Raw genomic sequence first — 26,981 nt, forward strand, 5'->3', positions numbered from 1 at the left:
TTGCGTTCGGAAGGTTTTGGTCGGGCACGCTCGCCGGCCGTCACCCCATTTCCCACCGAGCCCCACCCGCAAGCCCCACTTCCCACCACCACCGCCCCCACTTCCTCCCACCACCTGCCCCACCGGGCCCCGCCATGCCCCGCAACCAGGCCCGTGAGCTAACCGGCGTGGGGGAGGGCCGCCGGCGCCCCCCACCTTCTCCCCACTTCGCCCCCATGCGCTGACCTGCGAAAACACCGAAACGTTCGCCCGGTCGGGCGCGTCCGTGGCGTTGACTGTGGGGAAAAGTGGGGTACGGTGGTGCCCAGTGGGGCGGAAGGGAGGCCCCAAGGGCCGCATCCGGTGGAGCACCGGGGGCGGTGGGGAGGTGAGTGCCGGTGTTCCTCGGCACCCACACCCCCAAGCTGGACGACAAGGGGCGGCTCACGCTGCCCGCGAAGTTCCGCGACGCGCTGGCAGGTGGGCTGATGGTCACCAAGGGGCAAGATCACTGCCTCTTCGTCTTCCCGCGCGCGGAGTTCGAGCAGCTGGCCCGCAAGGTCGCGGAGGCGCCCTTCACGAACGAGGCGGTGCGGGCCTACCAGCGGTACCTGTTCGCGGGCACCGACGAGCAGCGTCCGGACGGCCAGGGGCGCATCGCGATCGCGCCAGAGCTGCGGCGCTACGCCGGGCTCAACAAGGAGTGTGTGGTCATCGGGGCGATCACGCGCTTGGAGATCTGGGACGCCCAGCGGTGGGAGTCCTACCTGGAGGAACACGAGGACAGCTACGCGCAGGCCCAGGAAGAGGTCTTGCCGGGGGTCTTCTAGTGACCCGCGCCGTCGGGGGGCGCGGGTGGCGAAACGCAAGTGGGGGCGGGATCCGGCGACGGATGTCGTGAGGCCTCTGTCCGCTCAGCGGCCCTGGTGCACCTTCCCCGGCACCAGGTCCGCAGCGGGCGGGCGGGGACCTGACGGCATCCGGACGACGGTGTAAGGGGGTGGGAGAAGTGGCAGCCGAGGCCGCGCACGTGCCGGTCATGACCGGGCGCGTGCTGGAGCTGTTCGCTCCCGCGCTGGAGGGCCGCCCGGCCGTGGTGGTCGACGCGACCACCGGGCTCGGCGGGCACTCCGAGGCGCTGCTCACCGCCTTCCCGCAGCTGAAGCTCATCGGCCTGGACCGGGATCCGCACGCGCTGGAACGCTCCGGCGCGCGGCTGGCGAAGTTCGGCGACCGGGTCGAGCTGGTGCACGCGGTCTACGACACCCTGCCGGACGTCCTCGCCCGGCTGGGACTGTCCCGTGTGGACGGCGTGATGTTCGACCTCGGCGTGTCCTCCATGCAGCTGGACGAGGAGGAGCGCGGGTTCGCCTATGCCCGCGACGCCCCGCTGGACATGCGGATGGACCCCACCACCGGGCAGACCGCGGCGGACGTGCTCAACACCTACGAGCCCGGCGAGCTGGTCCGGATCCTGCGCGAGTACGGCGAGGAGCGGTTCGCCCAGCGGATCGTCAAGGCGATCGTCGCGGAGCGGGCGCGGCAGCCGTTCGACCGCAGCGAACGGCTGGTGCGGCTGCTCTACGACGCGGTGCCCGCGGCGAGCCGCCGCACCGGCGGACACCCGGCCAAGCGCACGTTCCAGGCGCTGCGCATCGAGGTCAACGGCGAGCTGGAGGTGCTGCGGCGGGCGATCCCCGCGGCGCTGTCCGCGCTGGTCGTCGGTGGCCGGATCGTCGTCGAGTCCTACCACTCGCTGGAGGACCGCATCGTCAAGCAGGCCTTCGCGGAGCTCGCGAAGTCGCGGACGCCGCCGGGCCTGCCCGTCGAACTCCCCGGCCACGGGCCGGAACTGAAGTTGATCACGCGTGGCGCCGAGAAGGCGAGCGAGGAAGAGATCGAACAGAACCCGAGGGCGGCGTCGGTGCGGCTGCGGGTGGCGGAACGGATCAAGGAGGCGGACGCATGACAGCGCCTACGCGGACACGCAGGCAGGCCGGTGCCGAGCCGCGACGGCGCCCGCGCCGTTCGGACACCCCCGCCGAGGAAGGCCTGGGCACACCGGTACCGGCCAAGCGCCGCCCCCGGCGGCAGCCGGCCCAGCGCACCACCGCCGCCGAGCGCGCCTACGCCCGGCGGGCGCAGCGCGCCGAGGGCCTCAAGCGCACCGCGCCCGAGCCGCAGCGCGAGAAGACCCGGCTGAAGCTGCGGGTGCCGCGGTCGCGCGCCACGTTCGTGCTGCTGGTGATGGTGCTGCTCGCCGCCGGTGTGGTGGTCACGCTGCTGCTGTCCACGCAGGCGATCGCCGACTCCTACCGACTCGAGCAGCTGCGCGACGACAACGCCGCGCTGGCCGAGCGGGTCGAACAGCTGCAGCAGGATGTCAGCGGCGCGGAGTCGCCGTCGTCGCTGGCCGAGCGGGCCAAGGCGCTGGGCATGGTGCCCGCGGAGGACCCCGCGCACCTGGTGCTGAACCCGGACGGGTCGGTGACCGTCGTCGGCGAGCCGAAGAAGGCCGAGGGCGCCCCGGCCGCCCAGGAGCAGACCGCGCCGGTGGTGCCGCAGGGCACCCCGGTGGGCGGCCGCCCGATCGAGGGTGACGTGCCGCAGGGCGACAGCCAGGTCGTCCAGCCGCAGGACCAGGCGCAGGTGCCGCCTGCCGGCGGGCAGACGCAGGCGCCGGGACAGCAGACCACGGGAGGGCAGTGATGGCCCGTCCGGGACGCCGCAGCTACGGCGCCCGCATGCGCCAGGTGGCCGGCCAGCCGAACGCCGCCACCGGCAAGGGCCGCTACGTCGGCGTGCGCATCGCGCTCGTGGCCGTACTCGTCCTGGCCGGTCTCAAGCTCGTGCAGGTGCAGGGCTTCCAGGCCGCGGCCCTGTCGGCGAAGGCGGAGAGCCAGCGCAGCACCACGATCCCCATCCCGGCCAAGCGTGGGTCCATTGTGGACCGCAACAACGTCAAGCTGGCGTTCACCGTGGAAACGCGCGCGCTGTCGGTGAACCTGCGCGCGATGCGCAAGGCGTGGGACGAGGTCGCGGCGAAGAACCCGGCGGGGGGCCAGAACTACGAGACGCGCGCGGCGGACGCTGCGAAGTTCATCGCCGCCAAGCTGCCCGGCCGGGTCACCGAGGCCGAGCTGCTCGCCGACTTCCACAAGACCACGTCGTTCACCTACCTGGTCGACGGGGTCGAGCCCTCGATCGCCGAGGAGATCACCAAGGCGTTCCCGGAGATCGGCGCCGAGGTGCGCGCGGCCCGCGAGTACCCGGGCGACACGCTGGCCTCGAACGTCGTCGGACTGGCCAACTGGCGGATGGACGACCCCGACGTGTCCAAGCACAGCCTGCAGGGCCTGGCGGGGCTGGAGTACACGCTCAACGCCGACCTGGCGGGCCAGCCGGGCCGTTACGTCGCGGACACCAAGCAGGGCAACGACAACGTCATCATCCCCGGCACCGAGCGGGACGTGCAGCCCGCGACCCCGGGCAACGACGTCGTGCTCACGCTCGACTCGGACACGCAGTACTTCCTGCAGAACGCGCTGGCCGACTACGTGCGGCAGTCGCACGCCAAGGGCGCCAGCGCGGTCGTGATGGACGCCAAGACCGGCGAGATCTACGCGATCGCCGACGACGCGACGTTCAACCCGTACGACAACAAGACCTACACGCAGTCGCTGATGGACCTGCAGGCGGTGTCCACGCCGTTCGAGCCGGGCTCGGTGAACAAGATCGTGACCGCCACCGCGGCGATCGACCAGGGTCTGGTGACGCCCGAGTCGGTGCTGCAGGTGCCCGGCTCGCTGAAGGTCGCCGACCACACCGTGCACGACGCGTGGGTGCACGGCACGCAGAACTTCTCGGTCACCGGCATCTTCGCCAAGTCGTCGAACGTCGGGACGCTGCTGCTGGCCCAGCAGCTCGGGCCGGACAAGTACCTGGACTACCTCAAGCGCTTCGGAATCGGGCAGAGCGCGGGCCTGGGCCTGTCCGGGGAGAGCCGCGGGTTCGTGCCGCCGCGCAACACCTGGACCGGCACCACGTTCGGCAACCTGCCGATCGGGCAGGGCCTGTCGATGACCGTGGTGCAGATGACGGCGATGTACCAGGCGATCGCGAACAACGGCCTGCGCGTGCAGCCGAGCATCGTCAAGCAGGAGATCCGCCCGGACGGCACCGTGGTGCCGAAGGCGGCGCCGGAGACGACGCAGGTGGTCAGCCCGGAGACCGCGACGACGGTGCGGAACATGATGCGCGCGGTCACCCAGACCGGGAGGAACGGCAACAGCGGGACGGCGCCGACGGCGGCGCTGGAGGGCTACCAGATCTCCGGCAAGACCGGCACCGGCCAGCAGGTCAACCCGGCCACCGGGGCGTACAGCGACACCCTCTACAACATCACCTTCGCCGGGATCCTGCCCGCGGACAACCCGCGGTTCGTCGTAGGCATCCGCCTGGACGCGCCGGACACCACGCTGCCCGCGGGCCACTCGGCGGCGCCGCTGTTCCACGACATCGCCTCGTACCTGACGCAGCGGTTCCAGATCCCGCTGTCCGACGGCACGGCGCCGTACGTGCCGCTCGTGCTGCCCTGAGGTCCGCCCATCAGCGGTGGAGCCGCCCCCGCCACCAGCCTCGCCCGGCGAGGCGTCGTGGGGATTCCCGTCGCTGTCCAATCGAGACACATGCGGTAGGAGTACCGGGCCGCAAGCGGGGAATCCCGGCTCGGTAACCTTCCGTGCTGTGTCGGTGGAAGCGTCTGGAAGCAGCACCATGTCGCAGGAAGCGGAGGGGCGGGTACCGGACAGCCCGGTGAAGGCGGCGGTGGCGCCGCCACGGCCGACCCGCATCGAGCCGGTCCCGCTCACCACGCTCGTCGCGCGCGCGGACGCGCGCCTGGTCGGCGAGCCGCACTGGCCGGGCGACACGGTCGTTACGGGGGCCACCCTGCGGGCCCAGCACGTCCTGCCCGGCGACCTGTTCGCCGCGCTGCCCGGCGCGCGGGCGCACGGGGCGGACTTCGCCGCGGAGGCCATCGCGGCCGGGGCGGCGGCGGTGCTGACCGACGAGGCGGGCGCGGACCGGCCGGCGCTGCGCGAGGCGGGCGTCCCGGTGCTGGTGCACCCGGACCCGCGCGGCGTGCTCGGCTCGGTGGCCGCCTGGATCTACGGCGAGCCGTCGCTGGAGCTGGCCGTCCTCGGCATCACCGGCACGTCGGGCAAGACCACCACGACCTACCTGGTCGAGTCGGGCCTGCGCGCCGCCGGGCACGTGACCGGCCTGATCGGCACCATCGAGACCCGCATCGCCGGCGAGCGGCTGGCCAGCGCGTTCACCACGCCCGAGGCGCCGGACCTGCAGGCGCTGCTGGCGGTGATGGTCGAGCAGGGCGTCACGCACGTGCCGATGGAGGTGTCCAGCCACGCGCTCGCGCTGGGCCGCGTCAACGGCACCCGCTTCGCGGTCGGCGCGTTCACCAACCTCTCCCAGGACCACCTGGACTTCCACCGCGACATGGAGGAGTACTTCGCCGCCAAGTCGCTGCTGTTCGACGGCCGCTCCACCACCGAGGTGGTGTGCATCGACACCGCGTGGGGCCAGGCGCTGCTGACGCCCCACACGATCACCGTGACCACCGAGCCGGGCGTGGACGCCAGCTGGACCGCCACGGACTTCGCCACCACCCCGACCGGTGAGCAGAGCTTCACGCTGCACTCGCCCGCCGGCCGCACCGCGCGCGCCACGCTGCCGCTGCCGGGCACCTTCAACATCGCCAACGCGCTGCTGGCCGCGGCGATCCTGGAGACCTGCGGCGTCACGCTGGAGGAGACGGTCACCGGGCTGGCGCACGTAGAGGTCCCCGGCCGGATGGAGCGGGTGTACCTGGGCCAGGACTTCACCGCCGTCGTCGACTACGCCCACAAGCCGGCCGCGGTGGCGCAGGCCCTGGACGCGCTGCGCGCCCGCACCGAGGGCCGGATCATCACCGTCCTCGGCTGCGGCGGCGACCGGGACACCGCGAAGCGCCCGATGATGGGCGAGGCCGCCGCGAAGCGCAGCGAGGTACTCATCGTCACCGACGACAACCCGCGGTCGGAGGACCCGGCCGCGATCCGCGCCGCGATGCTGACCGGGGCCCGTGCGGCCGGTCACGACGCGGGCGAGGTGCTGGAGATCGGCGACCGGCGCGAGGCGATCGTCAAGGCCGTCGAGTTGGCCGGGGCGGGGGACGTCGTGCTGATCGCGGGGAAGGGCCACGAGACCGGCCAGGAGGCCGCGGGCGTCGTGCACCCCTTCTCCGACCGCGACGAGCTGGCGGCGGCGATACGGCGCCGGCTCGAAGAGAACCAGGAGACCCGTTGATCCCGCTGACCCTGGAGCAGATCGCCGCCGTCACCGGCGGGCGGCTGCACCGCACCGACGGACGCGAGACGGTCACCGGCAGCGTCGAGTTCGACTCGCGCCGCCTCACCCCGGGCGGGCTGTTCGTCGCCCTGCCCGGCGAGAAGGTCGACGGGCACGCCTTCGCCGGCAAGGCGATGGAGAGCGGCGCCGCCGGCGTACTGGCCGCGCGCGAGGTCGACGCCCGCGCGGTGATCGTGCCGCCGCTGCCGCCCGGCCAGGCGCACGAGCGCGCGCTGGCGCTGACCGGCGACAAGGACGGCTCCGGCGCCGCCGTGCTGGCCGCGCTGGCCAAGCTGGCCCGGCACGTGGTGATCGAGCTGTCCCGCGGCGGGCTCGCCGTCGTCGGGGTCACCGGCTCCTCCGGCAAGACCTCCACCAAGGACCTCATCGCGCAGCTGCTGGAGCCGATGGGCGAGACGGTCGCGCCGCCCGGATCGTTCAACAACGAGCTGGGCCACCCGTGGACCGCGCTGCGCGCCGACGAGCGCACCCGCCACCTGGTGCTGGAGATGTCCGCCCGCGGCCCAGGCCACATCGCGCACCTCGCGGAGGTCGCCCCGCCGCGCATCGGCGCGGTGCTCAACGTGGGCAGCGCCCACGTCGGCGAGTTCGGCTCGCGCGAGGCGATCGCCAAGACCAAGGGCGAGCTGGTCGAGGCCCTGCCGTCGGTGGACGAGGGCGGGGTCGCGGTCCTCAACCTGGACGACCCGCTGGTCGCGGCGATGGCGAGCCGCACGACGGCCCGCGTCGTCGGTGTCGGCGAGCACCCGGACGCGCAGGTGCGCGCCGAGGACATCACCCTCGACGAGCAGGCCCGCGCCTCCTTCCGGCTCATCACTCCCGCCGGGGAGGCGCCGGTGACGCTGTCGCTGTACGGCGAGCACCACGTCGGCAACGCGCTCACGGCCGCCGCGATCGCGCTCGAACTGGGCGCGACCGTCGAGCAGGTCGCGCAGCGCCTGTCGGCCGCCCAGCGCCGCTCCGCGCGCCGCATGGAGGTCACCACCAGGGCCGACGGCGTCGTGGTCATGAACGACTCCTACAACGCCAACCCGGAGTCGATGCGCGCCGCGCTCAAGACACTGGCCTCGGCCAGCCGCGGCAAGCGGTCTTGGGCGGTCCTCGGTGTGATGGGCGAACTCGGTGCCGATAGCGTGTCCGCGCACGACGAGATCGGCCGCCTCGCGGTCCGGCTCAACATCAGCAGGCTCGTGGTGGTCGGAGACGAGGCCGCCGCGATGCACCAGGGCGCCAGCCACGAGGGTTCGTGGGGTGAGGAGTCCGTGCTGGTGCCCGACGCCGCCGCCGCGATCGACCTCCTGCGCGAGCAGCTGGAACCCGGTGACGTCGTGCTCGTGAAGGCTTCGAAGGTCGCCGAGCTCTGGCTCGTCGCTGACGCACTGCTCAAGGAAGGTGTTGCGTGATCAGCATTCTGATCGCGGCCGCGATCGGTCTCCTGGTCTCCATCCTGCTCACGCCCTACCTCATCCGGGTGTTCTCCCGGCAGGGCTTCGGCCAGGAGATCCGCGAGGAGGGCCCGCAGGGCCACAAGTCCAAGCGCGGCACGCCCACGATGGGCGGGGTCGCGATCATCATCGCGATGGTGGTCGGCTACTTCGCCGCGCACCTGATGAACTGGATCGGCTCCGGCAGCTCCGCGAACGACGGCCCGTCCGCGTCCGGCCTGCTGGTGCTGTTCCTCGCGGTCGGCCTCGGCGTGGTGGGGTTCCTCGACGACTTCATCAAGATCCGCAAGCAGCGCAACCTGGGGCTGAACAAGACCGCGAAGCTGGTCGGCCAGCTCGTGGTCGCGGTCGCCTTCGGCATCCTGGCGCTGCAGTTCGCCGACCGCTACGGCCTCACCCCGGCCTCGCGGAACCTCAGCTACGTGCGTGACCTCGCGCTGATCACCTTCCCCGCGGTGATCTTCGTGATCTTCTGCTACGTGGTCATCTCCGGCTGGTCGAACGCGGTGAACTTCACCGACGGCCTGGACGGCTTGGCCGGCGGCACCTCGGCGATGGTGCTCGCCACCTACGTGGTGATCGCGTTCTGGCAGGCCCGCCTGTCCTGCGTGGTGACCCCGCAGGCCGCCTGCTACGACGTGCGCGACCCGCTGGACCTGGCCGTGGTCGCGGCCGCCGCGGCCGGGGCCTGCGTCGGCTTCCTGTGGTGGAACGCCGCGCCCGCGAAGATCTTCATGGGCGACACCGGTTCGCTGGCGCTGGGCGGCCTGGTCGCGGGCCTGTCCATCACCACCCGCACCGAGCTGCTCGCCATCGTCATCGGCGGCCTGTTCATGGTCGAGATGATCTCGGTGGTGCTGCAGATCGCGGTGTTCCGCACGACGCGCCGCCGCCTGTTCCGGATGGCGCCGTTCCACCACCACTTCGAGCTGGCCGGCTGGGCCGAAACCACGGTGATCATCCGGTTCTGGCTGCTCGCGGCCATCTGCTGCATGTTCGGCCTCGGCCTCTTCTACTCCGAACAGCTGGGCGCGGGAGGCTGACAGTGTTCGCCGGACGCAACGTGCTCGTCGCCGGCGCCGGGGTCACCGGGCGCTCGGCCGTGCGGGCCCTGACCGAGCGTGGCGCCCGGGTCACGGTCACCGACGGCAACGCCGAGCGGCTGGCCGAGCTGGACGGCCTGGGCGCCGAACTGGCCCCGGGCCTCACCGAACCGCCCGCCGGCACCGACCTGGTGGTCACCAGCCCCGGCTGGCGGCCGACCGCGCCGCTGCTGGTCGCCTCGGCCGCCGCAGGCATCGAGGTGATCGGCGACGTCGAGCTGGCCTGGCGCGCCTCCCGGGACCTGCCGAACCCGGCCACCTGGCTCGCCGTCACCGGCACCAACGGCAAGACCACGACGGTGGGCATGCTGGAGTCGATGCTGCGTGCCGGCGGAGTGCACGCGCTGGCCTGCGGCAACATCGGCCTGCCGGTGCTGGACGCGGTGTTCGAGGGTTACGAGGCGCTGGCGGTGGAGCTGTCCAGCTTCCAGCTGCACTGGTCCTCGACGCTCGCGCCGCACGCGTCGGTGGTGCTCAACCTCGCCGAGGACCACCTGGACTGGCACGGCACGATGGAGTCCTACGCCGCCGCGAAGGGCACCATCCACGCCCACTCGAACGTCGTCGTGCACAACTCGGACGATCCGTGGTCGGTGCGGCTGGCCGGCGAGTACGCCCCCGCCGGGGCGAAGCGCGTCGGGTTCCGGCTGGACACCCCGCGGCCGGGCGAGCTGGGCCTCGTCGAGGACCTGCTGATCGACCGCGCCTACGGCCCGGACCCGCAGCACTCCGCCGACGAGCTGATCTCGGTGAGCGAGGTGCGCCCGGCGGGCCCGCACAACCTCGCCAACGCCCTCGCCGCGGCCGCGCTGGCCCGCGCCTACGGCATCGACCCCGCGGGGGTCGCCAAGGGCCTGCGCGAGTTCCAGCCGGGCGCGCACCGAGCCGTCGAGGTGGGCGAGTTCGGCGGGGTCCGCTACGTCAACGACTCCAAGGCCACCAACCCGCACGCCGCGGCCGGGTCGCTGCTCGCGCACTCCAGCGTGGTGTGGATCGCGGGCGGGCAGCTCAAGGGCGCCGCGGTCGACGAGCTGGTCGAGGTGGTCGCCGGGCGGCTGCGTGGCGTGGTGCTGATGGGCGCCGACGCCCCGGTGATCGCCGCCGCTCTCGCGCGACACGCGCCGGATGTCCCCGTCCATCGGGTCGCCTCGGGTGACGATGGGGCCATGAACGAGGCGGTCTCGGTGGCCAGCGACCTGGCCCGGCCCGGTGACGTGGTGCTGCTGGCGCCCGCCGGAGCGTCCCTGGACATGTTCCGCAACTACGCCCATCGGGGTGACGCCTTCGCCGACGCGGTCCTGGCCCGTGCCTCGGGGTCTGCCGATGACGGTCGTTGAGGACAAGGAGCAGGACAGCGCGCCACGCAGACGGGACCGGGGCGACCGGCAGAGCCCGGCGCGCGCGACGTTCACCGCGCTGACCGCGTGGCTGTCCCGTCCGCTGGCCGACTTCCACCTGGTGCTGGCCCTGACCGGCCTGCTGACGTCGATCGGCATCGTGATGGTGCTGTCGGCGTCCTCGGTGGCCTCGGTCGACCCGGACACCGGCTCGGGCGTGTACTCGCTGTTCAAGAAGCACCTGATCTTCGTGCTCACCGGGTCGGTCGTGTTCTGGGTGGCGCTGCGGATGCCGCTGAAGCGGACCCGCGCGCTGTCCTCCATGGCCGTGGTGGTGTGCCTGGCGATGCTGGCGCTGGTGCTGACGCCGCTCGGTTCGGCGGGCGGCGGCGCCCAGCGGTGGTTCGTGGTGGGCGGCTTCTCGGTGCAGCCGGTCGAGTTCACCAAGGTCGCCTTCGCGCTGTGGGGGGCGCACGTGCTGGTCACCAAGTACCACGTGCTGCACCAGTGGCGGCACCTGATGGTGCCGGTGGTGCCGGTCGCGCTGCTGATGTTCGCGCTGGTCATGGCACAGCCCAACCTGTCCGGCACGATCACGCTCGGCGTGGTGCTGCTGTCGCTGCTGTGGTTCGCCGGCGCGCCCAAGCGGCTGTTCGCGGTGATCCTGGCCGGCGGCGTCGCCGGGGCAGTGGTGCTGGCGCTGACCGCGTCCTACCGCATGTCGCGGGTGATGTCGTTCCTGTCGCCGGGCTCGGACACCAGCGGCGCCGCGTACCAGGCCACGCAGGCCAAGTACGCGCTGGCCGACGGCGGCCTGTTCGGCAAGGGCCTCGGGCAGGGGCCGTCGAAGTGGTCCTACCTGCCCAACGTGCAGAACGACTTCATCTTCGCGGTGATCGGCGAGGAGCTCGGGTTCATCGGCTGCATCGTGGTCATCGGCCTGTTCGTCGGGCTCGCGATCGTGGGCCTGCGCATCGCCATGCGTAACCTGGACCCGTGGATCCGGATCACCGCCGGCACGCTGACGGTGTTCACGGTGTCGCAGGCCGGGATCAACATCGGCTACGTGGTCGGGCTGCTGCCCGTCACCGGCGTGACGCTGCCGCTGATCTCGGCGGGCGGCACGTCCATCTGGGTCACCATGTTCCTGATGGGCCTGCTGGCCAACGCCGCCCGGCACGAGCCGGAGTCGGTCGCGGCGCTGCGGTCGCAGGGGCCGGGCAAGTTCGGCCGCCTCCTGCGCCTGCCCGCCCCCGAGGTCTACCGGCCGCCGGCGCGGCGGCGGGGGAGCGGCCGTCCGGCACCCCGCGGTGACCGGCCATCGGGCCGCGGGGCACGATCGGCGCAGGCGCCCGAGCGCCGGCGCTCGACGCCGGCCAGACGGGGAAGTTCAGTGCGGAGAGGGACGTAGGAGCAAGTGAGCAAGGCGGTTACCGGCGTGGCTCCCACCGTGGTGGTGGCGGGCGGCGGCACGGCCGGACACATCGAACCCGCGCTGGCGCTGGCCGACGCCGTGCGGCGGCTGCGGCCGGACGCCACGGTGGTCGCACTCGGCACGTCCCGCGGGCTGGAGAACAAGCTGGTCCCGGCGCGCGGATACCCGCTGGAGCTGATCCCGCCGGTGCCGCTGCCGCGCAAGCCGACCACCGATCTGCTGCGGCTGCCGCTGAAGATCCGCGACTCGGTGAAGCAGACGCGCGAGGTGCTGGACCGGGTCGGCGCGGACGTCGTGGTCGGGTTCGGCGGTTACGTGTCGCTGCCGGCGTACTTCGCCGCGCGCGGCCGGGTGCCGATCGTGGTGCACGAGGCCAACCAGTCGCCGGGTCTGGCCAACCGGGTCGGCGCGCGCTTCGCGAAGCGGGTCGCGGTCGCGGTGCCGGGCACGCCGCTGCCGGGCGCGGAGGTCGTGGGCATCCCGCTGCGGCGGTCGATCACCTCGCTGGACCGGGTGGCGCTGCGGGCGGAGGCCCGCGCGCACTTCGGGCTCGACCCGGACGCGCCGACGCTGCTGGTGTTCGGCGGTTCGCAGGGCGCCCAGTCGATCAACAACGCGGTGTCCGGCGCGGCCAAGGAGCTGGCCGAGGCCGGGATCGGCGTGCTGCACGCGCACGGTCCGAAGAACAGCCTGGTCGTGCAGGAGTTCCCGGGCCGCCCGCCGTACGTGCCGGTGCCCTACCTGGAGCGGATGGACCTGGCCTACGCGGCGGCCGACGTGGTGCTGTGCCGGTCCGGCGCGATGACCGCGGCCGAGGTGTCCGCGGTCGGGCTGCCCGCGGTGTTCGTGCCGCTGCCGCACGGCAACGGCGAGCAGGCGATCAACGCCAGGCCCGCGGTGGATGCCGGCGCGGCGCTGCTGGTGCCCGACGCCGACCTGACCCCGGCGAAGGTGGCCGAGCTGGTCGTCCCGCTGGTCACCGACGCCGCCCGGGTCGCTCGGATGGGGTCGGCGGCGGTCGGGCTCGGCCACCGCGAGGCTGACGAGGTGCTGGCGCGGATCGTCCTGGAGGTGTGCGGAAAGTGAGCGACGTTCCCGCAGAGCTGAGCCGGGCCCACCTGATCGGGATCGGCGGCGCGGGCATGAGCGGCATCGCGCGGATCCTGCTGGCGCGCGGCGCCCGCGTGTCCGGCTCGGACGCCAAGGACTCCCGCGCGTTCCTGACGTTGCGCGCGCAGGGCGCCGAGATCGGCATCGGGCAGCGCCCGGAGAACCTGGACGCGCTGCCCGGCGGCCCGTCCGCGGTGGTCGTGTCGACCGCGATCAAGGAGAGCAACCCGGAGCTGGTGGCCGCCCGCGAGCGCGGCATCCCGGTGCTGCACCGGGCGCAGGCGCTGGCGCTGCTGATGGCCGGGCACCGGGTCGCCTGCATCGCGGGCACGCACGGCAAGACCTCGACCACGTCCATGCTCACCGTCGCGCTGCAGCACTGTCGGCTGGACCCGTCGTTCGCGATCGGGGGCGACCTCAACGAGTCCGGCGCGAACGCCCACCACGGCGAGGGCGGGCTGTTCGTGGCCGAGGCCGACGAGAGCGACGGGTCGTTCCTGAGCTACTCGCCGTCGGTGGCGGTGGTGACCAACGTCGAGCCGGACCACCTGGACCACCACGGCACCGCCGAGGCCTACACGGCCGTCTTCACGCAGTTCACGCGCCGGATCGAGCCGGGCGGCCTGCTGATCGTGTGCGCCGACGACGAGGCCGCGAACGCGCTGGGCGACCACGCGGCGGCCGCGGGCGTGCGGGTGCGCCGGTACGGCCGGTCGGTGACGGATCCGGGCGACGCCAAGGTGCTGGACTACCGGCCCGCCGACGGCGGCGGGATCATCCGGATCGCACTGGACGGCCGGGAGACCGACGTGCGGGTCGCGGTTCCGGGCGAGCACATGGCCTTCAACGCCGTGGCCGCCCTGCTGGCCGGGCTGGAGCTGGGCGCGCCGCTGGACGGGCTGTCCGAGGGGCTGGCCGCGTTCGGCGGGGTGCGGCGCCGGTTCGAGTTCAAGGGCCGCGCCGGCGACGTGCGGGTCTACGACGACTACGCCCACCACCCCACGGAGGTCGCCGCGCAGCTGCGCGCGGTGCGGCACGCGGCCGGGAGCGGCCGCGTGGTCGTGGTGTTCCAGCCGCACCTGTACTCGCGCACGAAGCTGTTCGCGGCGGAGTTCGCCGAGGCGCTGGGGCTGGCCGACGAGGTCGTGCTGCTGAATGTCTACGGCGCGCGGGAGGAGCCGGAGCCGGGTGTCAGCGGTACGTTGATCGCGGAGAAGATCACCGGCGCCGGGGTGCACTACGAGCCGGCGTTCGACCGGGCCGTGGCGCTGGCCGCGGATCTGGTCAAGCCCGGCGACCTGCTGGTCACCATGGGCGCGGGCGACGTGACGCAGCTGGGGCCGGAGATCCTGGCGGAGCTGGACCGGCGGGCCGGGGGCTAGGTGGCGACGCGAGCGCGGAGCGAGGAGCGCAGCAGGCCGTCCACGCGGCGGTCGTCGTCGGCGGTGCGCAGCCGCCGGGGACGGCGCCCGCTGACGGCGCGGCGGCGCACCGGCACGGGCGTCTCGCGGCGCCGCGCGCTGCGGCGCCGCTGGGTGGCGTTGCTGACCGTGCTGACGGTGGCCGGCCTGGCGTACGTCGTGTTGTTCACGTCGCTGCTGGGCGTGCGGTCGGTGGAGGTGCACGGCGCGAACAGCGTGCCGGGGGACCAGATCCTGGCCGCTGCCGCGGTGCCCGACCTGAAGCCGATGCTGTTGCTGGACACCGACGAGATCGCCGCCCGCGTGACGGCGATCCCCGGGGTGGCCACTGTGGACGTCTCCAGGTCGTGGCCGTCCACTGTAGACATTACGGTGACGGAGCGGACGCCGATCGGCTTCACCGCGGCGGCCGACGGGTTCCACCTGGTCGATTCCGGCGGTCTGGACTACAAGACGGTGCAGAACAAGCCGGAGGGCCTGCCGGAGGTGCAGGTGGCGGCGGTTGCCCCGGACGACCCGGTGACGCGTTCGGTGGTGGCGGTGCTCGCGACGGTGCCCGCGCCGCTGAAGGGGCAGATCACCGTCGTGCGGGCCAAGACCCCGGGCGGCGTGGAGTTCACGCTGGCCGGCGGAAAGACCGTGCGCTGGGGGAACGCGGAGAAGGCGGACCGCAAGGCGCAGGTGCTGAACGTGCTGCTGACCCGCGAGGGGCAGGTCTACGACGTCGCGAGCCCCGAGCTGCCGACCGTCTCCTGAGGACGGACACGCGGTCGCACGTCGTCGAGGATGTGCGACCGCGGGGCCATTGTCCTACGCGGGCTCAGTCGAGCGCCGCGTCCAGCGTGATCGTCGTGCCGGCCAGGGCCTTCGACACCGGGCAGGTCTGCTCGGCCGTCTTCGCCAGCTCGGCGAACTTCGCCGCGTCCACGCCGGGCACGCTGGCGCGCAGGGTGATCGCGATGCCGCTGATCTCGAAGCCGCCGCCCGCGGCCGGGCCGAGCGTGACCTCGGCGCTGACGTCGATGGAGTCGGCGCGCAGGTTCTGCGATTCCAGTACGCCGGACAGGTTCATCGCCAGGCACGACGAGTGCGCGGCGGCGATGAGTTCCTCCGGGCTGGTCTGGCCCTCCGGGTTGCCCGCGCGGGTCGGGAACGACACGTCGAACTGGCCTGCGTTCGACGAGTCGAGCGTGACGTGGCCCTTGCCGTTCTGCAGGCCGCCTTCCCAGTGGGTGGTGGCGTCGCGACTGGGCATGGTGTTCCCCTTCCGTTGGATGAAGATCCTTCCGCTCACAAACATAGCGCGCAATTCAATTGCGCGCAATACATCCACTGTGGAAAGCTGGCGGTCATGATCAGAACGGAGCCGGCCTTCGACGGCGGCGAGCGCGAGCAACTCGGGGCCTTCCTGGACTTCCTGCGCGAGGCCGTCGTGCTCAAGTGCGAGGGCCTGACCGACGAGCAGGCCCGCCGCAGCCTCGTGCCGAGCGAGCTGACCACGATCGCCGGCCTGGTCGGCCACCTGACCTATGTGGAGCACCGCTGGTTCGAGGTGGTCCTCGCCGGCCGTCTCAGCCGGTGGGACGAGAAGCTGGCCGCCGACCGCGACGCGGACTTCCGCGAGGCGCTCACGATCCCGCTCGGGGACCTGGTGGCCGCTTACCGCGCGCAGTGCGCGGTAAGCCGCGAGATCGCCGCCGGGCTGACGCCGGAGACCCTCGTGTCCTTCCGGGACGGCTCGGTCAACCTGCGTTACGTGCTGATCCACATGGTGGAGGAGACTGGGCGGCACGTCGGGCACCTCGACCTGCTGCGTGAGCTGACCGACGGCCGGACCGGCGAATGACGCGTCCGGCGCGGTGATTTTGCAACGCCACGGCCGACACGCGGCGTGGCTACTGGATTCCGGTTCGCCGGATCCCTACCGTCGGCGGACGGAGCGGGGAGTTGACATAACTCTGAACCTTGAGTTTAGGTTGAGGGTTTTTCGCTCCCGGTGAGCGGTACGAGGAATTCACGATAGGAAGGCGGACCCGATGACGCCCCCGCACAACTACCTCGCGGTGATCAAGGTCGTCGGCATCGGCGGAGGCGGCGTGAACGCCGTCAACCGCATGATCGAGGTCGGCCTCAAGGGTGTCGAGTTCATCGCGATCAACACGGACGCGCAGGCGCTGCTGATGTCCGACGCCGATGTCAAGCTCGACATCGGCCGCGAGCTGACCCGCGGCCTTGGCGCCGGCGCCAACCCCGAGGTGGGGCACAAGGCCGCCGAGGACCACCGCGAGGAGATCGAGGAGGTGCTCAAGGGCGCCGACATGGTCTTCGTGACCGCGGGCGAGGGCGGTGGCACCGGCACCGGCGGCGCGCCGGTGGTCGCCTCGATCGCGCGCAAGCTGGGCGCGCTCACGATCGGCGTGGTGACCCGGCCGTTCACCTTCGAGGGCAAGCGCCGCGGCAAGCAGGCCGAGGACGGCATCCAGGCGCTGCGCAACGAGTGCGACACCCTCATCGTCATCCCCAACGACCGGTTGCTGCAGCTCGGCGACATCGGCGTCAGCCTGATGGACGCGTTCCGCTCCGCCGACGAGGTCCTGCTCTCCGGTGTCCAGGGCATCACCGACCTGATCACCACCCCGGGTCTGATCAACCTGGACTTCGCCGACGTGAAGAGCGTGATGTCCGGCGCGGGCAGCGCGCTGATGGGCATCGGCTCCGCCCGCGGCGAGGGCCGGGCGGTGCAGGCCGCGGAGAAGGCGATCAACTCGCCGCTGCTGGAGGCCTCGATGGAGGGCGCGCACGGCGCGCTGCTGTCCATCGCGGGCGGCTCCGACCTCGGCCTGTTCGAGATCAACGAGGCCGCCTCGCTGGTGCAGGAGGCCGCGCACCCCGAGGCGAACATCATCTTCGGGACGATCATCGACGACTCCCTCGGCGACGAGGTGCGCGTGACGGTGATCGCGGCCGGGTTCGACTCCGGCTCGCCCACCCACAAGAAGCTCGAGCCGCCCGCCGTGGGCAACCGCTCGTCCACGGCCTCGGCCGAGGCCGGGCAGGTCCGCACGCCGGCGCCCGCGGCGTCGGCGCAGCCCCCGGCCCCGCCGGCGGGTGGCGGCTTCCCGGTGACGCCGCCGCGGACGCCGCCGTCGGGCACCAACTACGGCACGCCGCCCAGCGGGCTCCCGCAGGCCGGCGGCGGCAGCCGCGGCTACCCGGCGCCGCGCACGAGCACCAGCCAGGGCAGCCTGCCCAGCCGCGCCGTCCCGGTGACCGACGACCCGTCCGACGACGACGTGGACGTCCCGCCGTTCATGCGGCGTTGAACCCGGCGCCGGGCCTGACGTGCGGTCAGGCCCGGTCGTACCGCTCGATCTCCTCGACGGCGAGCGCGAGCACCCGCAGCTCGTCGTCGTCCAGGGGCCACGGCGGGGCCGATTCGGCCGCTTCCAGGCGCTCGCGCGCCAGGAGCGCCAGCAGGTCCGGCACCCCCGTGCCGAGCAGCATCTCGATGAGCGGGGCCGACCAGTGCGGGTAGGGGAACCGCGCGGCGTGCCGGCTCGCCTTGGCTTCCTGCCAGATCTTCCGCGCCGCCTCGGGCCCGTCGTGGTGCGCCGCGTCGTGCAGCAGGCGGCACCAGCCGATGTCCGAGCGGTACGCGGCGCCGCCGAACTCGCCCCACACGTCGGCCTCGGCGACCTCCCGGAACAGCCGCAGCGCCGCGTCGCGGTCGCCGGCCTCGTGCCGCGCGTGGGTCTCCGCCAGCTTCACGTTCAGGCGCTGCTCGGCGGTGGCGCCGTGCTTGGCGACGTACTCCTCGTGGTCGTGCGCGAGGTGCGCGGCGTCCTGCACCCGGTACGTGAGGTCCCACAGCTCCTGGACCTCCTCGTCCGGGCCGCCGTGCCCCAGCGCTTCGTCGATGAGGGCGACCGCGCGGTCGTTGTGCTCGTGCATCTCGCCGGACTCGAGGAACTCGATGTCGTCCAGGTGGCCGTAGGCCCCGGCGAGCGCGAACGCGCCCCGCACCGCCGGGTCCACCTCGTCCAGGCGCTCGTCCACGGCTTCGGCGATGCGGCCCCATCGTTCCTGTCCTGGCGGGGTGAACAGCGGGGCCAGCTCCGGCGGCAGCTTCCCGGAGGTGGCCAGTGCGCGGACGCTCGGGGGCACGGGTGGCAGGTCCATGGCGGTGAGACCGGCCGAGCACGGCGTCCGGTTCCCAGTAGGCTCAGGGGAAACCAGGCGAGTGGAGGTAATGGGACTTGCGCATCCGTCGGGTGGTCACGACCAGGGCGGGTGGCGTTTCGGCGCCGCCGTACGACACGTTCAACCTCGGCGACCACGTCGGTGACGACCCGGGCGCGGTCGAGGCCAACCGCAAGCGGCTGGGCACCGAGCTCGGCGTGGAGCGGGTGGCCTGGATGGAGCAGGTGCACGGCCGCACGGTCACCGTCGTCGACGGCAGCGAGACCGCGCCCGCCGAGGCCACCGACGCGCTCGTGACGAAGACCCCCGGGCTGCCCGTCGCCGTGCTCGTCGCGGACTGCGTGCCGGTGCTGCTCGGCGACCCGGAGACCGGCGTGGTGGCCGCGGTGCACGCCGGCCGCGTCGGCGCCCGCGTCGGGGTGCTGCCCGCCGCGCTGGAGGCGATGGTCGAGGCGGGCGCCGAGATGGGCCGCATCGAGGTGCTGCTCGGCCCGGCCATCTGCGGCGAGTGCTACGAGGTGCCCGCCGGGATGGCCGCCGACGTGGACAAGCACCTGCCCGGCAGCGCGACCCGCACCCGCGGCGGCAAGCCGGGGCTGGACCTGCGCGCCGGGCTGTGGCGCCAGCTCGCCGAGGCCGGCGTCGGCAAGGTCGGCGTCGACCCGCGCTGCACGGCCGAGGACCCGACCCTGTTCAGCTACCGGCGCGACGGCACCACCGGTCGAATCGCCGCGCTGACCTGGGCCGAGCCGGAATGAGCGACGAGCAGCGCCGGGAGGAGATCGCCAAGGCGCTCGCAGCCGTGGAGGCGCGGGTCGCCGACGCGTGCGCGGCGGCCGGACGGCCGCGCGCCGAGGTGCGCCTGCTCGCCGTCACCAAGACCTTCCCCGCGACTGACGCGGCCCTGCTCGCCGACCTCGGCCAGACGGACCTCGGGGAGAACCGCGACCAGGAGGCCGGCCCCAAGGCGGCCGAGCTGCGGGCGCTGCGGCCGGACGCGCGGCCGCGCTGGCACATGATCGGGCGGCTGCAGCGCAACAAGGCGAGGTCGGTGGTGCGCTGGGCCGACGAGGTCCAGTCCGTCGACTCGGTCCGGCTCGCCGACGCGCTCGCCAAGGCGCTGCGCAGCGCGCGCGAGGCGGGGGAGCGGTCGGCTCCGCTGGACGTCCTGATCCAGGCCAGCCTCGACGACGATCCGTCACGAGGCGGCTGTCCGCTCCCTCACGTGGGTGAGCTGGCGGATCACATCGCCGGGCTGGACGGGCTGCGGCTGCGCGGGCTGATGGCGGTCGCGCCGCTGGGCGCGGACCCCGCCCCGGCCTTCGCGCGCCTGGCCGCGGCGGCCGCTGACCTCCGCCGGAGCCACCCGGACGCGGTGGAGCTGTCCGCGGGGATGAGTGGTGATCTTGAACCCGCCATCGCGCACGGTTCGACATGTGTGCGTGTCGGAACCGCGTTGCTCGGCGCGCGCGGTCTAGCCTCGCCGTAGCGAGATCACCCGGAAGTGAGCGATCGCGTCCGGGGAGTCAGGTGAGGGAGCGGCTAGGGAGAGGCATGAGCGCGCTGCAGAAGCTGAAGGCCTACTTCGGCATGATCCCGGCCGACAGTGACGGTTACGACGGCTACGACTCCTACGAGGCCGCCGACCGGTATGGCGAGGACTACCGCCGCGACTACGCGGACGAAGCCTACGACGGCTTCGACGAGGAGCCGCCGCCGCGTGCCCGCCGACGGTACCGCGACGGTTCCGACTACGACGAGGAGGGCCCGCTCCGCGCGCGGCCGCGGTCGCCGGAGCCGTCCGTGCACGGCGCTCTCGCGGTCGAGCGGCAGCCGGAGCCGGTGGCGCGGCTGCGCCCGGTGCCGGAGCCGGCCAGGGCGTCGGCGCCGCGAGACGCGCTCGGGCGGATCACCACGCTGCACCCGACGAGTTACGTCGAGGCGCGGGGGATCGGCGAGGCCTACCGCGAGGGCATCCCGGTGATCATCAACCTGACTCAGATGGAGAACGCGGACGCCAAGCGCCTCGTGGACTTCGCGGCGGGGCTGGCGTTCGCGCTGCGCGGCTCGATGGACAAGATCACCAACAAGGTGTTCCTCCTCTCGCCGCCGGACGTGGAGGTGACCGCGGAGGAGCGCCGCCGGATCGCCGAGGGCGGGCTGTTCCTCCGTCACTGAGCGCGACCGCCTGTTCCAGGAAATGGGGTGGAACAGTGTGATGGCACAACTACAGATCGTAACAATTTAGGCCGAACGGGTGAAACCGTTGGCTAAATCACAGTTCGATTACGTGACCCGGGCAGACCGGGCGTTCCGGGTGCTCCCGGGGTCACGGCGATGTGGCAGAGTGGTGTTCGTGGATGCGGTCCGGCTAGTCCTCTACTACGTGCTGTTCGTCTTTTGGCTGCTGCTCACAGCGCGTGTCGTGGTGGAGCTCGTGCGTGCCTTCGCACGGGATTGGCGCCCCGCCGGCGGGGTTGCGGTGACGCTGGAGACCATCTACACAGTGACCGATCCTCCGGTCCGCGTGGTGCGGAGGATCATTCCGATGGTTCGCATTGGCGGCGTCGGACTGGACTTATCGATTATGGTGCTGCTGTTGGTTGTGTTCATACTGATGCAACTGGCGCTTCCTGGGTGACTTCGGGGGAACCCAGGTGTCGGAGCAGGCCATGGAGTGCGTGAGGTGATCTGATGTCGTTGACCCCCGCTGACGTGCATAACGTTGCGTTCAGCAAGCCACCCATCGGCAAGCGGGGCTACAACGAGGACGAGGTGGACGCGTTCCTCGACCTGGTGGAGACCGAGCTCGCGCGGCTCATCGAGGACAACAACGAGCTGCGCCAGCAGGTCGAGCAGCTCGACGCCGAGCTCGAAGGCACCCGTGCCGACCTCGAAGCCGCCCGCGCAGGCGCTGGCCCGCAGGAGCGCCGGCTGGCGCCCGTGCCGCCGCCCTCGGCCGCCGAGCAGACCCAGGCCCACCCGATGTCGGACGGCGGCGAGCCGAACGTGCAGGCGGCGAAGGTCCTCGGCCTGGCCCAGGAGATGGCCGACCGGCTGACCGCCGAGGCCAAGACCGAGTCCGATGGCATGCTCGCCGAGGCTCGCGCGAAGTCCGAGCAACTGCTCTCCGACGCCCGCACCAAGGCCGACTCGATGGTCAACGAGGCGCGCACGCGAGCGGAGAACATGCTCAACGACGCCCGCACCCGTGCCGAGACGCTGGAGCGCCAGGCGCGCGACAAGGCGACGACCATGGAGCGCGAGGCTCAGCGCAAGTACACCGAGACCATGAACACGATGAACAGCGAGAAGACCGCGCTGGGCAAGAAGATCGAGGAACTGCGCACCATCGAGCGGGAGTACCGCACCCGGCTGCGCGGGTTCCTGGAGTCCCAGCTGCGCGAACTCGACGACCGCGGCTCGGCCGCACCCGCATCGGCATCCGCGAACTCGGGACAGGCCGGCGCCGGATCGAGCAGCGGCCAGGGCTACTCGTTCGGTCCGCGGGCCGAGGCGGGCTGAGCTTCCCGGTGACGGTTCCGGCACTCCGCGTTGGAGGGTCGGAACCGTTCCGGGCGTGGTTCGTGTTGTAATTCAGCGTGCTCTTCATCGTTCTGGTCCTGGTTCTGGCCGCGCTGGGGTTGCTGATCACGGCCCTGATCACGGCGAACTCGCTGTGGGCGTGGATCTCGATCGGCCTGTCGGTCGCCGCCGGGCTGCTGCTGGTGGTCGACTTCGTGCGGCGCCGGGTGGCCCGCCGCCGCGCGTCCGCGGTGGCGGAGCAGGGCGAGGAGCCCGCCGTCGCCGCGTCGACGGACGACGACGAGCCGTCGACGCCGGAAGCCACGGCGGTGGAGAAGCCGGCGGACGAGCCTGCCCCGGAGACCGCGGCCGCGGAGGTCGAGGACGCGCCGGTGGACCAGACGGCGCTGATCCCCACGGCCGGTGAGCTCGTCGGCACGGCCGAGGAGGGCGAGCCGGGCGAGGAGTCCACGGACCCGGCGGACGCGGAGATCGTGGACGAGCTGGACGTCGAGGTCGTGGTCGTGGACGAGCACCCGCGCTACCACCTGACCGACTGCGGCTGGCTGGCCGACCGCGACACCATCCCGATCTCCGTGAAGGAAGCCCGGGACCTCGGTTTCACGCCGTGCGCGCGCTGCACCCCGGACGCCCACCTGGCCGAGGCGCACCGGGCGAAGGCCTGAGTCGCCGCCTGGCTGTGCGGCCGGGCGTTCTGACCGTGGCGGGCTGGACGCTCTTTCGCGCCGTGTGCGTAGGCCTCTGAGGCGTACCAAGACAAGGTGAGTCGTCGCGCGGATGTGGGCGTGCCCGGCAGCCGGACGGTCACTCCGTGGCCCGGATGCCCAGCCGGTCGGCGAGGACGTCCGCACCGCTGTCGGTGAGCCTGAGCGCCCGGTGCCCGGGCCGGCGCCTCGTGACCCACCCCTGCTCCAGGAACCGCTCGGCGAGCGCCGCGCCCAGGGCGCCTGCCAGGTGGTGCCGCTGTCCGGACCAGTCCAGGCAGAACTTCAGCATCGGCCGCCGCCCGCGGGCCGCCTCGACGGCCGTCACGTCCAGTCCGAGCGGCCCCAGCACGTCCGGCGCCGCGGGGCCGATCGCGTACGGGTGCTCGGCCAGCGGCTGCGACAGCCGGTCGTCCGGGCGCCGCCCGGTGCCGTCGACACCGTCCGTCGTGACCAGCGCCCCGCGCTCCACGAGCGCCGCCGTCACCTGCACACCCAGCCGGCCGGCGAGGTGGTCGTAGCAGGTCCGGGCGAACCGAAGCGCCTGCGCCCGCGTCCCCGCCCGGAGCGAGGTGACCGGCTGGGCGGGGAGTGCCGGGCGAGCGTCTCCATGATCTCCACGGCGTCCGGCCGCAACCGGTAGAAGCGGTGCCGCCCGGATCGTTCCGCCTCGACCAGCCCGGCCTCCCGCAGCTTGGCCAGATGCGCGCTGACGCCCGGCGCGGACACCCCGGCTTCCCCGGCCAGTACGGACGCCGCGAGCGCCCGGCCGTCGGCGAGCGCGGTGAGCACCCGGACCCGGGCCGGATCCGCGAAGAGCGCCGCGGTGCGCGCGATGTCGACGTCGCCTCCGCTCATGCCTCCATCATGCCCCGCGGACACTTCCGGCGTCACCGAAGCGTCCGCTCCTTGATCGTCGCTTGTGGACAGCGCTGTCCGGTGAGTCAATCTCGTGGTGCACGGGAAGACGATTAGTACTTGTCTGTCGGAAACTCGTCGGTTCAAGGTCCACTGTGGATTGCTCTCAGGGGCTTGCGGGTGGCCCGGCGGACTTGCAGACTTGAGTGAGCGGGACTTCCCGGAGGTCTGGTTCCGTTCCATTCGGGGGCGATTCTTCTTTTTGTCGCAACTGGAAATCCGGACAAACAGGGTGATTCCATGGCGCTCACCGGTTTGCAACGAGCGGTCCGTCACGCCATCAGCCGGCGCGACGAGCAGGCCGCCGCCCAGTACGCCGACCCCGACCTCGTGCGCGGCTACGCCGAGGCGTACGAGTCGGGGCGCGCCACCCGGTACTTCCAGTCGCGGCTGCATGCCGTGGACGAGGCGCTGCGCCCGGTGTCCGGTGCGCTGCTCGACGTCGGGTGCGGGCCGGGCATGCTGGTGCGCCACCTGCTCGACACCAGGCTGGGCGACTTCCGCATCACCGCGTGCGACCGGTCGGCCGCGATGATCGAGGCCGTGGCCGACCGCGCGGGGACCAGCGACGTCGGGCTCTTCGTGGCCCGCATCGAGGACATGCCGTTCCCGGACGCCAGTTTCGACGTGGTCGTGGCCATGGGCGTGCTGGAATACGCCCGCGCCCGCCAGGGCGTGCGCGAGCTGGCCCGGGTCGTGCGGCCGGGCGGGCTGGCCGTGGTGAGCATGCTCAACCCGGTGAGCCCCTACCGGCTCGTCGAATGGTGCCTGTACTGGCCGTTCCTGCGCCTGCTCGCGCAGGTGGAGCGCCTGGCGGGGGTTCCGCCGGGGCGGCGGCACACCGTGCCCAAGAGCGGCATCCGGGCGGTTCCGGCGCCCTGGCTGCGCCGCATGCTCCGCGGCGCCGGGTTCGAACCGGCCGACCTGCTGTACTACGACGTGACGCCGTTCGTGCCGCCGCTGGACAAGGTGATCCGCGAGCGGCGGCAGGGCTGGCGGGACCACATCGACCGGACGGTCAGCCGCGGGCGCGGGCGGTGGCTGGGCACCGGATACCTGATGACCGCCCGGCCGGGCTAGCGTCGCGTCCGCATCGCGAGCCTGACCGGGCACGCCTGGCGGGGGAGCGCGACGAGCAGCCGCACCGCGGCGGCGAGGTCGTCGGGCCCGCCCGCGGACCCGGACGCGTCGTCCCACCCCAGATCGAGCGCGGACACCCGCACCCCGCGCGGCCCTTCCTCCTCCCGTAGCATGTCGGTCACCACCGACAACGCGGCCTTGCTCGCGGCGTAGGCGCCTCGCTCACCGGGCGAATCCGCGACACCGGGCGAGTTCACGACGATCACCAGCCCACCCGCGGCGCGGAGGGCGGGCAGCGTGCGTGCGGTGAACCACGCGACGTCGAACACGTTCGCCTCGAACAGTTCGCGCCACGTGTCCACCGGCGTCTCGGCGAGCGGTCCGGCGGCGCACTCGTCGATGCAGTGCACCAGGACGCCGATTCGCGCCGGGCCCGGGCCCTCGTCCGGCCACGGTTTCGCCGGCGGGCAGGCCGCCGCCAGGCCTGCGGCGCTCCGACCGCCCGCCTCGGCGACCCAGACCTCGTGGGTGTCGGCCAGCGCCCGGACGACCGCGGCGACGAGCGGTCCGGACTCACCGGCGACGACGGCGACGGGATCGGATTCCATCGCTGCCACCTCCACGGCACGCGAGAATGCTCGACCGTTCCCCCGATCGTAGTTCCGTGACGCCCGAAATGCGCGGCGCCGCAACACTTCCACGCCGGTGAAAGCGAATCCGCGGTCTCCTGGGGCCATGCCCGACAAGCGATCGACCGTGTTGTTCACCCAGTGCGCCGGGATGTTCCTGGTCCAGCTCGACGTCACGGTGGTGGACGTCGAGCTGCCGAGCATCGGCGCCGGCTTCCACGCCGATGTCCCCGCGTTGCAGTGGATCGTCGACGGCTACACCGTCGTGCTCGCAGCGCTGCTGCTGACCGGCGGGGCGCTCGGTGACGTGATCGGCCACCGCCGGGTCGTGCTCGCCGGCCTGGGGATCTTCGGGCTCGCCTCCGCCGGGTGCGCATTGGCGTCGGGCGCCACGGCCCTGGTCGCCGCCCGCGTCGCGCAGGGGGCCGGGGCCGCGCTGCTGTTCCCCGGGACCCTGGCGGTGATCACCCGCACCTTTCCCGGCCGCCGGGAACAGGCCAGGGCGCTCGGCGTCTGGGCCGGAGTGTCCGCGCTGGCCCTCGCCGCGGGCCCGCTGCTGGGCGGACTGCTCGTCACGGCCACCGGGTGGCGCGCGCTGTTCTGGATCAACGTGCCGCTGACCGCCCTCGCTCCCGCCGGCACCCTGCTCGTGCCCGCGGACCCGCCCGCCCGCGGCCGGGTGGGCGTCAAGGGAGCCCTGACCGGCGCCACCGCCCTCGGCGCCCTGGTCTACGCGGTCATCCAGTCCAGTGTCCCGGCCCTCGTGCTCGGCGTCGCCGGCGCGGTGGCGTTCCTGGTCGCCGAACGCACCGGCCGGGCGCCGATGCTGCCGCTCGAACTGCTGCGCTCGCGCACCGTCGCGGCGGCCAACGTCGTCGCAGGCGCGATGAACTTCGCAGGCCTCGGCGCGATCCTGCTCGCCACCCTCTACCTGCAGGGCGTCCGCCACGCCACCCCGCTGACCGCCGCGCTGGCGATGCTGCCCGGGTTCCTGCCGCTGCCGCGGCTGGCCCCGGTCGCCGGTCGGCTCACCGCGCGCCTCGGCCCGCGCCCGGTGATGATCGCCGGGCTGCTCACCGGCGCGACCGGCCTGCTCGGCCTGCTGCGGATCACCGCGGACAGCACCGTGGCCGGTGCGTTCCTGCCCGCGGTCGCCCTGCTCGGCGTGGGGCTGGGCCTGCTGACCACGGCCGTCGTCGCCGCGGCGGTCGGCGGCGTCCCGGCGGGCAAGGGGGGCGTGGCCGGCGGTGTCAACAACACCGCGCGGCAGGCCTGCGGCGCGCTCGGGATCGCCGCGTTCGGGGCCATCGCGGGCAGCCCGGCCCACCCGGCCGCGTTCGTGCACGGGCTGCACGCCGCTGGTCTCCTGGGCGCCGGAATGTGGCTGCCCGCCGCCGTGCTCACCGCCGCCGCGGTCGGCCGACCCTGCGCGAAACCAGGTTGCGGGAGGCGGCTAACCTGGAAGGACACGGCGTGGATCCGGCCATCACCGGGGAGCCTCCGGAAGAACGGGACCAGGTGGTCCTCAGTAGAACCGGACGGGTGCGGCCCGTCACAGCCGTCAACGAAGGGGCCCGCTCGGTGAGCGGGCAAACGGGGTGGTACCGCGGAAGCGGCGCTCAGGTGGCGCCTTTTCGTCCCCGTG

General features: G+C 72.8%; 27 protein-coding genes. 22 read left to right on the top strand and 5 right to left on the bottom strand.

Annotated elements, in window-relative coordinates; translation table 11 throughout:
• Positions 1–377 precede the first annotated feature (377 nt).
• The 12 genes from mraZ to AMETH_RS12620 all read left to right on the top strand — a co-directional run bounded on the left by mraZ (position 378) and on the right by AMETH_RS12620 (position 15,015).
• Positions 378–809, top strand: coding sequence for a division/cell wall cluster transcriptional repressor MraZ (gene mraZ, locus AMETH_RS12565; protein WP_026153053.1), 432 nt, complete (start codon positions 378–380; stop codon positions 807–809).
• Between the two features lie 179 nt (positions 810–988).
• The gene (gene rsmH, locus AMETH_RS12570; protein WP_017981831.1) at positions 989–1,948 is read left to right on the top strand and encodes a 16S rRNA (cytosine(1402)-N(4))-methyltransferase RsmH; all 960 of its coding nucleotides are present in this window, start codon (positions 989–991) and stop codon (positions 1,946–1,948) included.
• Positions 1,945–2,688, top strand: a complete 744-nt coding sequence (ftsL, locus tag AMETH_RS12575; protein WP_017981832.1) for a cell division protein FtsL — start codon at positions 1,945–1,947, stop codon at positions 2,686–2,688. The genes rsmH and ftsL overlap by 4 nt, the downstream gene beginning before the upstream one ends.
• On the top strand, positions 2,688–4,577 hold the full coding sequence (locus AMETH_RS12580; RefSeq protein WP_017981833.1) for a peptidoglycan D,D-transpeptidase FtsI family protein: 1,890 nt from the start codon (positions 2,688–2,690) through the stop codon (positions 4,575–4,577). Before ftsL ends, AMETH_RS12580 begins: the two co-directional genes overlap by 1 nt.
• A gap of 178 nt (positions 4,578–4,755) precedes the next feature.
• Entirely contained in the window at positions 4,756–6,345 is a 1,590-nt protein-coding gene (locus AMETH_RS12585) for a UDP-N-acetylmuramoyl-L-alanyl-D-glutamate--2,6-diaminopimelate ligase (protein ID WP_017981834.1), read from the top strand.
• A complete protein-coding gene (locus AMETH_RS12590) occupies positions 6,342–7,811 on the top strand; it encodes a UDP-N-acetylmuramoyl-tripeptide--D-alanyl-D-alanine ligase (protein ID WP_017981835.1) in 1,470 nt (489 codons plus the stop codon). Before AMETH_RS12585 ends, AMETH_RS12590 begins: the two co-directional genes overlap by 4 nt.
• Positions 7,808–8,896 carry a phospho-N-acetylmuramoyl-pentapeptide-transferase gene (gene mraY, locus AMETH_RS12595; protein ID WP_017981836.1) on the top strand — a complete coding sequence of 363 codons (1,089 nt, stop codon included), beginning with the start codon at positions 7,808–7,810 and terminating at the stop codon, positions 8,894–8,896. The genes AMETH_RS12590 and mraY overlap by 4 nt, the downstream gene beginning before the upstream one ends.
• 2 nt (positions 8,897–8,898) lie before the next feature.
• Complete coding sequence (murD, locus tag AMETH_RS12600; RefSeq protein WP_017981837.1) at positions 8,899–10,293, top strand: UDP-N-acetylmuramoyl-L-alanine--D-glutamate ligase; 1,395 nt, start codon at positions 8,899–8,901, stop codon at positions 10,291–10,293.
• Positions 10,280–11,704 (top strand): putative lipid II flippase FtsW, encoded by a 1,425-nt coding sequence (gene ftsW, locus AMETH_RS12605; protein ID WP_017981838.1) that lies wholly within the window; start codon positions 10,280–10,282, stop codon positions 11,702–11,704. Before murD ends, ftsW begins: the two co-directional genes overlap by 14 nt.
• Before the next feature lie 6 nt (positions 11,705–11,710).
• Positions 11,711–12,814 carry an undecaprenyldiphospho-muramoylpentapeptide beta-N-acetylglucosaminyltransferase gene (gene murG, locus AMETH_RS12610; RefSeq protein ID WP_017981839.1) on the top strand — a complete coding sequence of 368 codons (1,104 nt, stop codon included), beginning with the start codon at positions 11,711–11,713 and terminating at the stop codon, positions 12,812–12,814.
• Entirely contained in the window at positions 12,811–14,220 is a 1,410-nt protein-coding gene (murC, locus tag AMETH_RS12615) for a UDP-N-acetylmuramate--L-alanine ligase (protein ID WP_017981840.1), read from the top strand. The genes murG and murC overlap by 4 nt, the downstream gene beginning before the upstream one ends.
• A complete protein-coding gene (locus AMETH_RS12620; protein WP_017981841.1) occupies positions 14,221–15,015 on the top strand; it encodes a cell division protein FtsQ/DivIB in 795 nt (264 codons plus the stop codon).
• A gap of 64 nt (positions 15,016–15,079) precedes the next feature.
• Here AMETH_RS12620 and AMETH_RS12625 read toward each other — a convergent pair whose 3' ends face one another.
• On the bottom strand, positions 15,080–15,514 hold the full coding sequence (locus tag AMETH_RS12625; protein WP_017981842.1) for an OsmC family peroxiredoxin: 435 nt from the start codon (positions 15,512–15,514) through the stop codon (positions 15,080–15,082).
• A gap of 96 nt (positions 15,515–15,610) precedes the next feature.
• Here AMETH_RS12625 and AMETH_RS12630 point away from each other — a divergent pair, with 96 nt between their 5' ends.
• Positions 15,611–16,105 (top strand): DinB family protein, encoded by a 495-nt coding sequence (locus AMETH_RS12630; RefSeq protein WP_017981843.1) that lies wholly within the window; start codon positions 15,611–15,613, stop codon positions 16,103–16,105.
• Positions 16,106–16,295: 190 nt separating this feature from the next.
• Positions 16,296–17,582: a cell division protein FtsZ gene (gene ftsZ / locus AMETH_RS12635; protein WP_017981844.1), complete on the top strand. Its 1,287-nt coding sequence runs from the start codon at positions 16,296–16,298 to the stop codon at positions 17,580–17,582.
• Positions 17,583–17,607: 25 nt separating this feature from the next.
• Here ftsZ and AMETH_RS12640 read toward each other — a convergent pair whose 3' ends face one another.
• Positions 17,608–18,438 carry a hypothetical protein gene (locus tag AMETH_RS12640; protein ID WP_017981845.1) on the bottom strand — a complete coding sequence of 277 codons (831 nt, stop codon included), beginning with the start codon at positions 18,436–18,438 and terminating at the stop codon, positions 17,608–17,610.
• Between the two features lie 77 nt (positions 18,439–18,515).
• Between AMETH_RS12640 and pgeF the strand changes: the two genes are divergently transcribed.
• The 6 genes from pgeF (at position 18,516) to AMETH_RS12670 (ending at position 22,670) form a co-directional block, all read left to right on the top strand.
• Positions 18,516–19,217: a peptidoglycan editing factor PgeF gene (gene pgeF, locus AMETH_RS12645; RefSeq protein ID WP_026153056.1), complete on the top strand. Its 702-nt coding sequence runs from the start codon at positions 18,516–18,518 to the stop codon at positions 19,215–19,217.
• Positions 19,214–19,948: a YggS family pyridoxal phosphate-dependent enzyme gene (locus AMETH_RS12650; RefSeq protein WP_017981847.1), complete on the top strand. Its 735-nt coding sequence runs from the start codon at positions 19,214–19,216 to the stop codon at positions 19,946–19,948. Before pgeF ends, AMETH_RS12650 begins: the two co-directional genes overlap by 4 nt.
• Positions 19,949–20,013: 65 nt before the next feature.
• Positions 20,014–20,637 carry a cell division protein SepF gene (locus tag AMETH_RS12655; RefSeq protein ID WP_017981848.1) on the top strand — a complete coding sequence of 208 codons (624 nt, stop codon included), beginning with the start codon at positions 20,014–20,016 and terminating at the stop codon, positions 20,635–20,637.
• A gap of 178 nt (positions 20,638–20,815) precedes the next feature.
• Positions 20,816–21,100, top strand: a complete 285-nt coding sequence (locus AMETH_RS12660) for a YggT family protein (RefSeq protein WP_026153057.1) — start codon at positions 20,816–20,818, stop codon at positions 21,098–21,100.
• Positions 21,101–21,153: 53 nt separating this feature from the next.
• Entirely contained in the window at positions 21,154–21,984 is an 831-nt protein-coding gene (gene wag31, locus AMETH_RS12665; RefSeq protein ID WP_017981850.1) for a DivIVA-like cell division protein Wag31, read from the top strand.
• A 77-nt stretch (positions 21,985–22,061) separates the two neighbouring features.
• Complete coding sequence (locus AMETH_RS12670; RefSeq protein WP_017981851.1) at positions 22,062–22,670, top strand: hypothetical protein; 609 nt, start codon at positions 22,062–22,064, stop codon at positions 22,668–22,670.
• Positions 22,671–22,809: 139 nt separating this feature from the next.
• Here AMETH_RS12670 and AMETH_RS40055 read toward each other — a convergent pair whose 3' ends face one another.
• Both AMETH_RS40055 and AMETH_RS40060 read right to left on the bottom strand, forming a co-directional pair.
• Entirely contained in the window at positions 22,810–23,196 is a 387-nt protein-coding gene (locus AMETH_RS40055) for a hypothetical protein (protein WP_223843136.1), read from the bottom strand.
• On the bottom strand, positions 23,193–23,567 hold the full coding sequence (locus AMETH_RS40060) for an ArsR/SmtB family transcription factor (RefSeq protein WP_223843137.1): 375 nt from the start codon (positions 23,565–23,567) through the stop codon (positions 23,193–23,195). Before AMETH_RS40060 ends, AMETH_RS40055 begins: the two co-directional genes overlap by 4 nt.
• A gap of 300 nt (positions 23,568–23,867) precedes the next feature.
• On the opposite strand from AMETH_RS40060, the gene AMETH_RS12680 reads away from it, so the two are divergent.
• A complete protein-coding gene (locus AMETH_RS12680; RefSeq protein ID WP_017981852.1) occupies positions 23,868–24,707 on the top strand; it encodes a class I SAM-dependent methyltransferase in 840 nt (279 codons plus the stop codon).
• Here AMETH_RS12680 and AMETH_RS12685 read toward each other — a convergent pair.
• On the bottom strand, positions 24,704–25,315 hold the full coding sequence (locus AMETH_RS12685) for an SDR family NAD(P)-dependent oxidoreductase (protein ID WP_017981853.1): 612 nt from the start codon (positions 25,313–25,315) through the stop codon (positions 24,704–24,706). The genes AMETH_RS12680 and AMETH_RS12685 overlap by 4 nt on opposite strands.
• Before the next feature lie 127 nt (positions 25,316–25,442).
• Here AMETH_RS12685 and AMETH_RS12690 point away from each other — a divergent pair, with 127 nt between their 5' ends.
• Positions 25,443–26,921: an MFS transporter gene (locus AMETH_RS12690; RefSeq protein ID WP_017981854.1), complete on the top strand. Its 1,479-nt coding sequence runs from the start codon at positions 25,443–25,445 to the stop codon at positions 26,919–26,921.
• The last annotated feature ends 60 nt before the right edge of the window (positions 26,922–26,981 follow it).

Origin of the sequence: Amycolatopsis methanolica 239 (assembly GCF_000739085.1) — a bacterium.
Classification (GTDB): Bacteria; Actinomycetota; Actinomycetes; order Mycobacteriales; family Pseudonocardiaceae; genus Amycolatopsis_E; species Amycolatopsis_E methanolica.

Excerpts from the sequence above, each read along its gene's own strand:
- AMETH_RS12685 (WP_017981853.1), bottom strand. The coding sequence starts at position 25,315 with ATGGAATCCGATCCCGTCGCCGTCGTCGCCGGTGAGTCCGGACCGCTC.
- ftsZ (WP_017981844.1), top strand. The coding sequence starts at position 16,296 with ATGACGCCCCCGCACAACTACCTCGCGGTGATCAAGGTCGTCGGCATC.
- wag31 (WP_017981850.1), top strand. The coding sequence starts at position 21,154 with ATGTCGTTGACCCCCGCTGACGTGCATAACGTTGCGTTCAGCAAGCCA.
- AMETH_RS12680 (WP_017981852.1), top strand. The coding sequence starts at position 23,868 with ATGGCGCTCACCGGTTTGCAACGAGCGGTCCGTCACGCCATCAGCCGG.
- AMETH_RS12585 (WP_017981834.1), top strand. The coding sequence starts at position 4,756 with ATGTCGCAGGAAGCGGAGGGGCGGGTACCGGACAGCCCGGTGAAGGCG.
- AMETH_RS12690 (WP_017981854.1), top strand. The coding sequence starts at position 25,443 with ATGCCCGACAAGCGATCGACCGTGTTGTTCACCCAGTGCGCCGGGATG.
- AMETH_RS12655 (WP_017981848.1), top strand. The coding sequence starts at position 20,014 with ATGAGCGCGCTGCAGAAGCTGAAGGCCTACTTCGGCATGATCCCGGCC.
- AMETH_RS12640 (WP_017981845.1), bottom strand. The coding sequence starts at position 18,438 with ATGGACCTGCCACCCGTGCCCCCGAGCGTCCGCGCACTGGCCACCTCC.
- ftsL (WP_017981832.1), top strand. The coding sequence starts at position 1,945 with ATGACAGCGCCTACGCGGACACGCAGGCAGGCCGGTGCCGAGCCGCGA.
- AMETH_RS12625 (WP_017981842.1), bottom strand. The coding sequence starts at position 15,514 with ATGCCCAGTCGCGACGCCACCACCCACTGGGAAGGCGGCCTGCAGAAC.
- ftsW (WP_017981838.1), top strand. The coding sequence starts at position 10,280 with ATGACGGTCGTTGAGGACAAGGAGCAGGACAGCGCGCCACGCAGACGG.
- AMETH_RS40060 (WP_223843137.1), bottom strand. The coding sequence starts at position 23,567 with ATGAGCGGAGGCGACGTCGACATCGCGCGCACCGCGGCGCTCTTCGCG.
- AMETH_RS12630 (WP_017981843.1), top strand. The coding sequence starts at position 15,611 with ATGATCAGAACGGAGCCGGCCTTCGACGGCGGCGAGCGCGAGCAACTC.
- AMETH_RS12580 (WP_017981833.1), top strand. The coding sequence starts at position 2,688 with ATGGCCCGTCCGGGACGCCGCAGCTACGGCGCCCGCATGCGCCAGGTG.
- AMETH_RS12650 (WP_017981847.1), top strand. The coding sequence starts at position 19,214 with ATGAGCGACGAGCAGCGCCGGGAGGAGATCGCCAAGGCGCTCGCAGCC.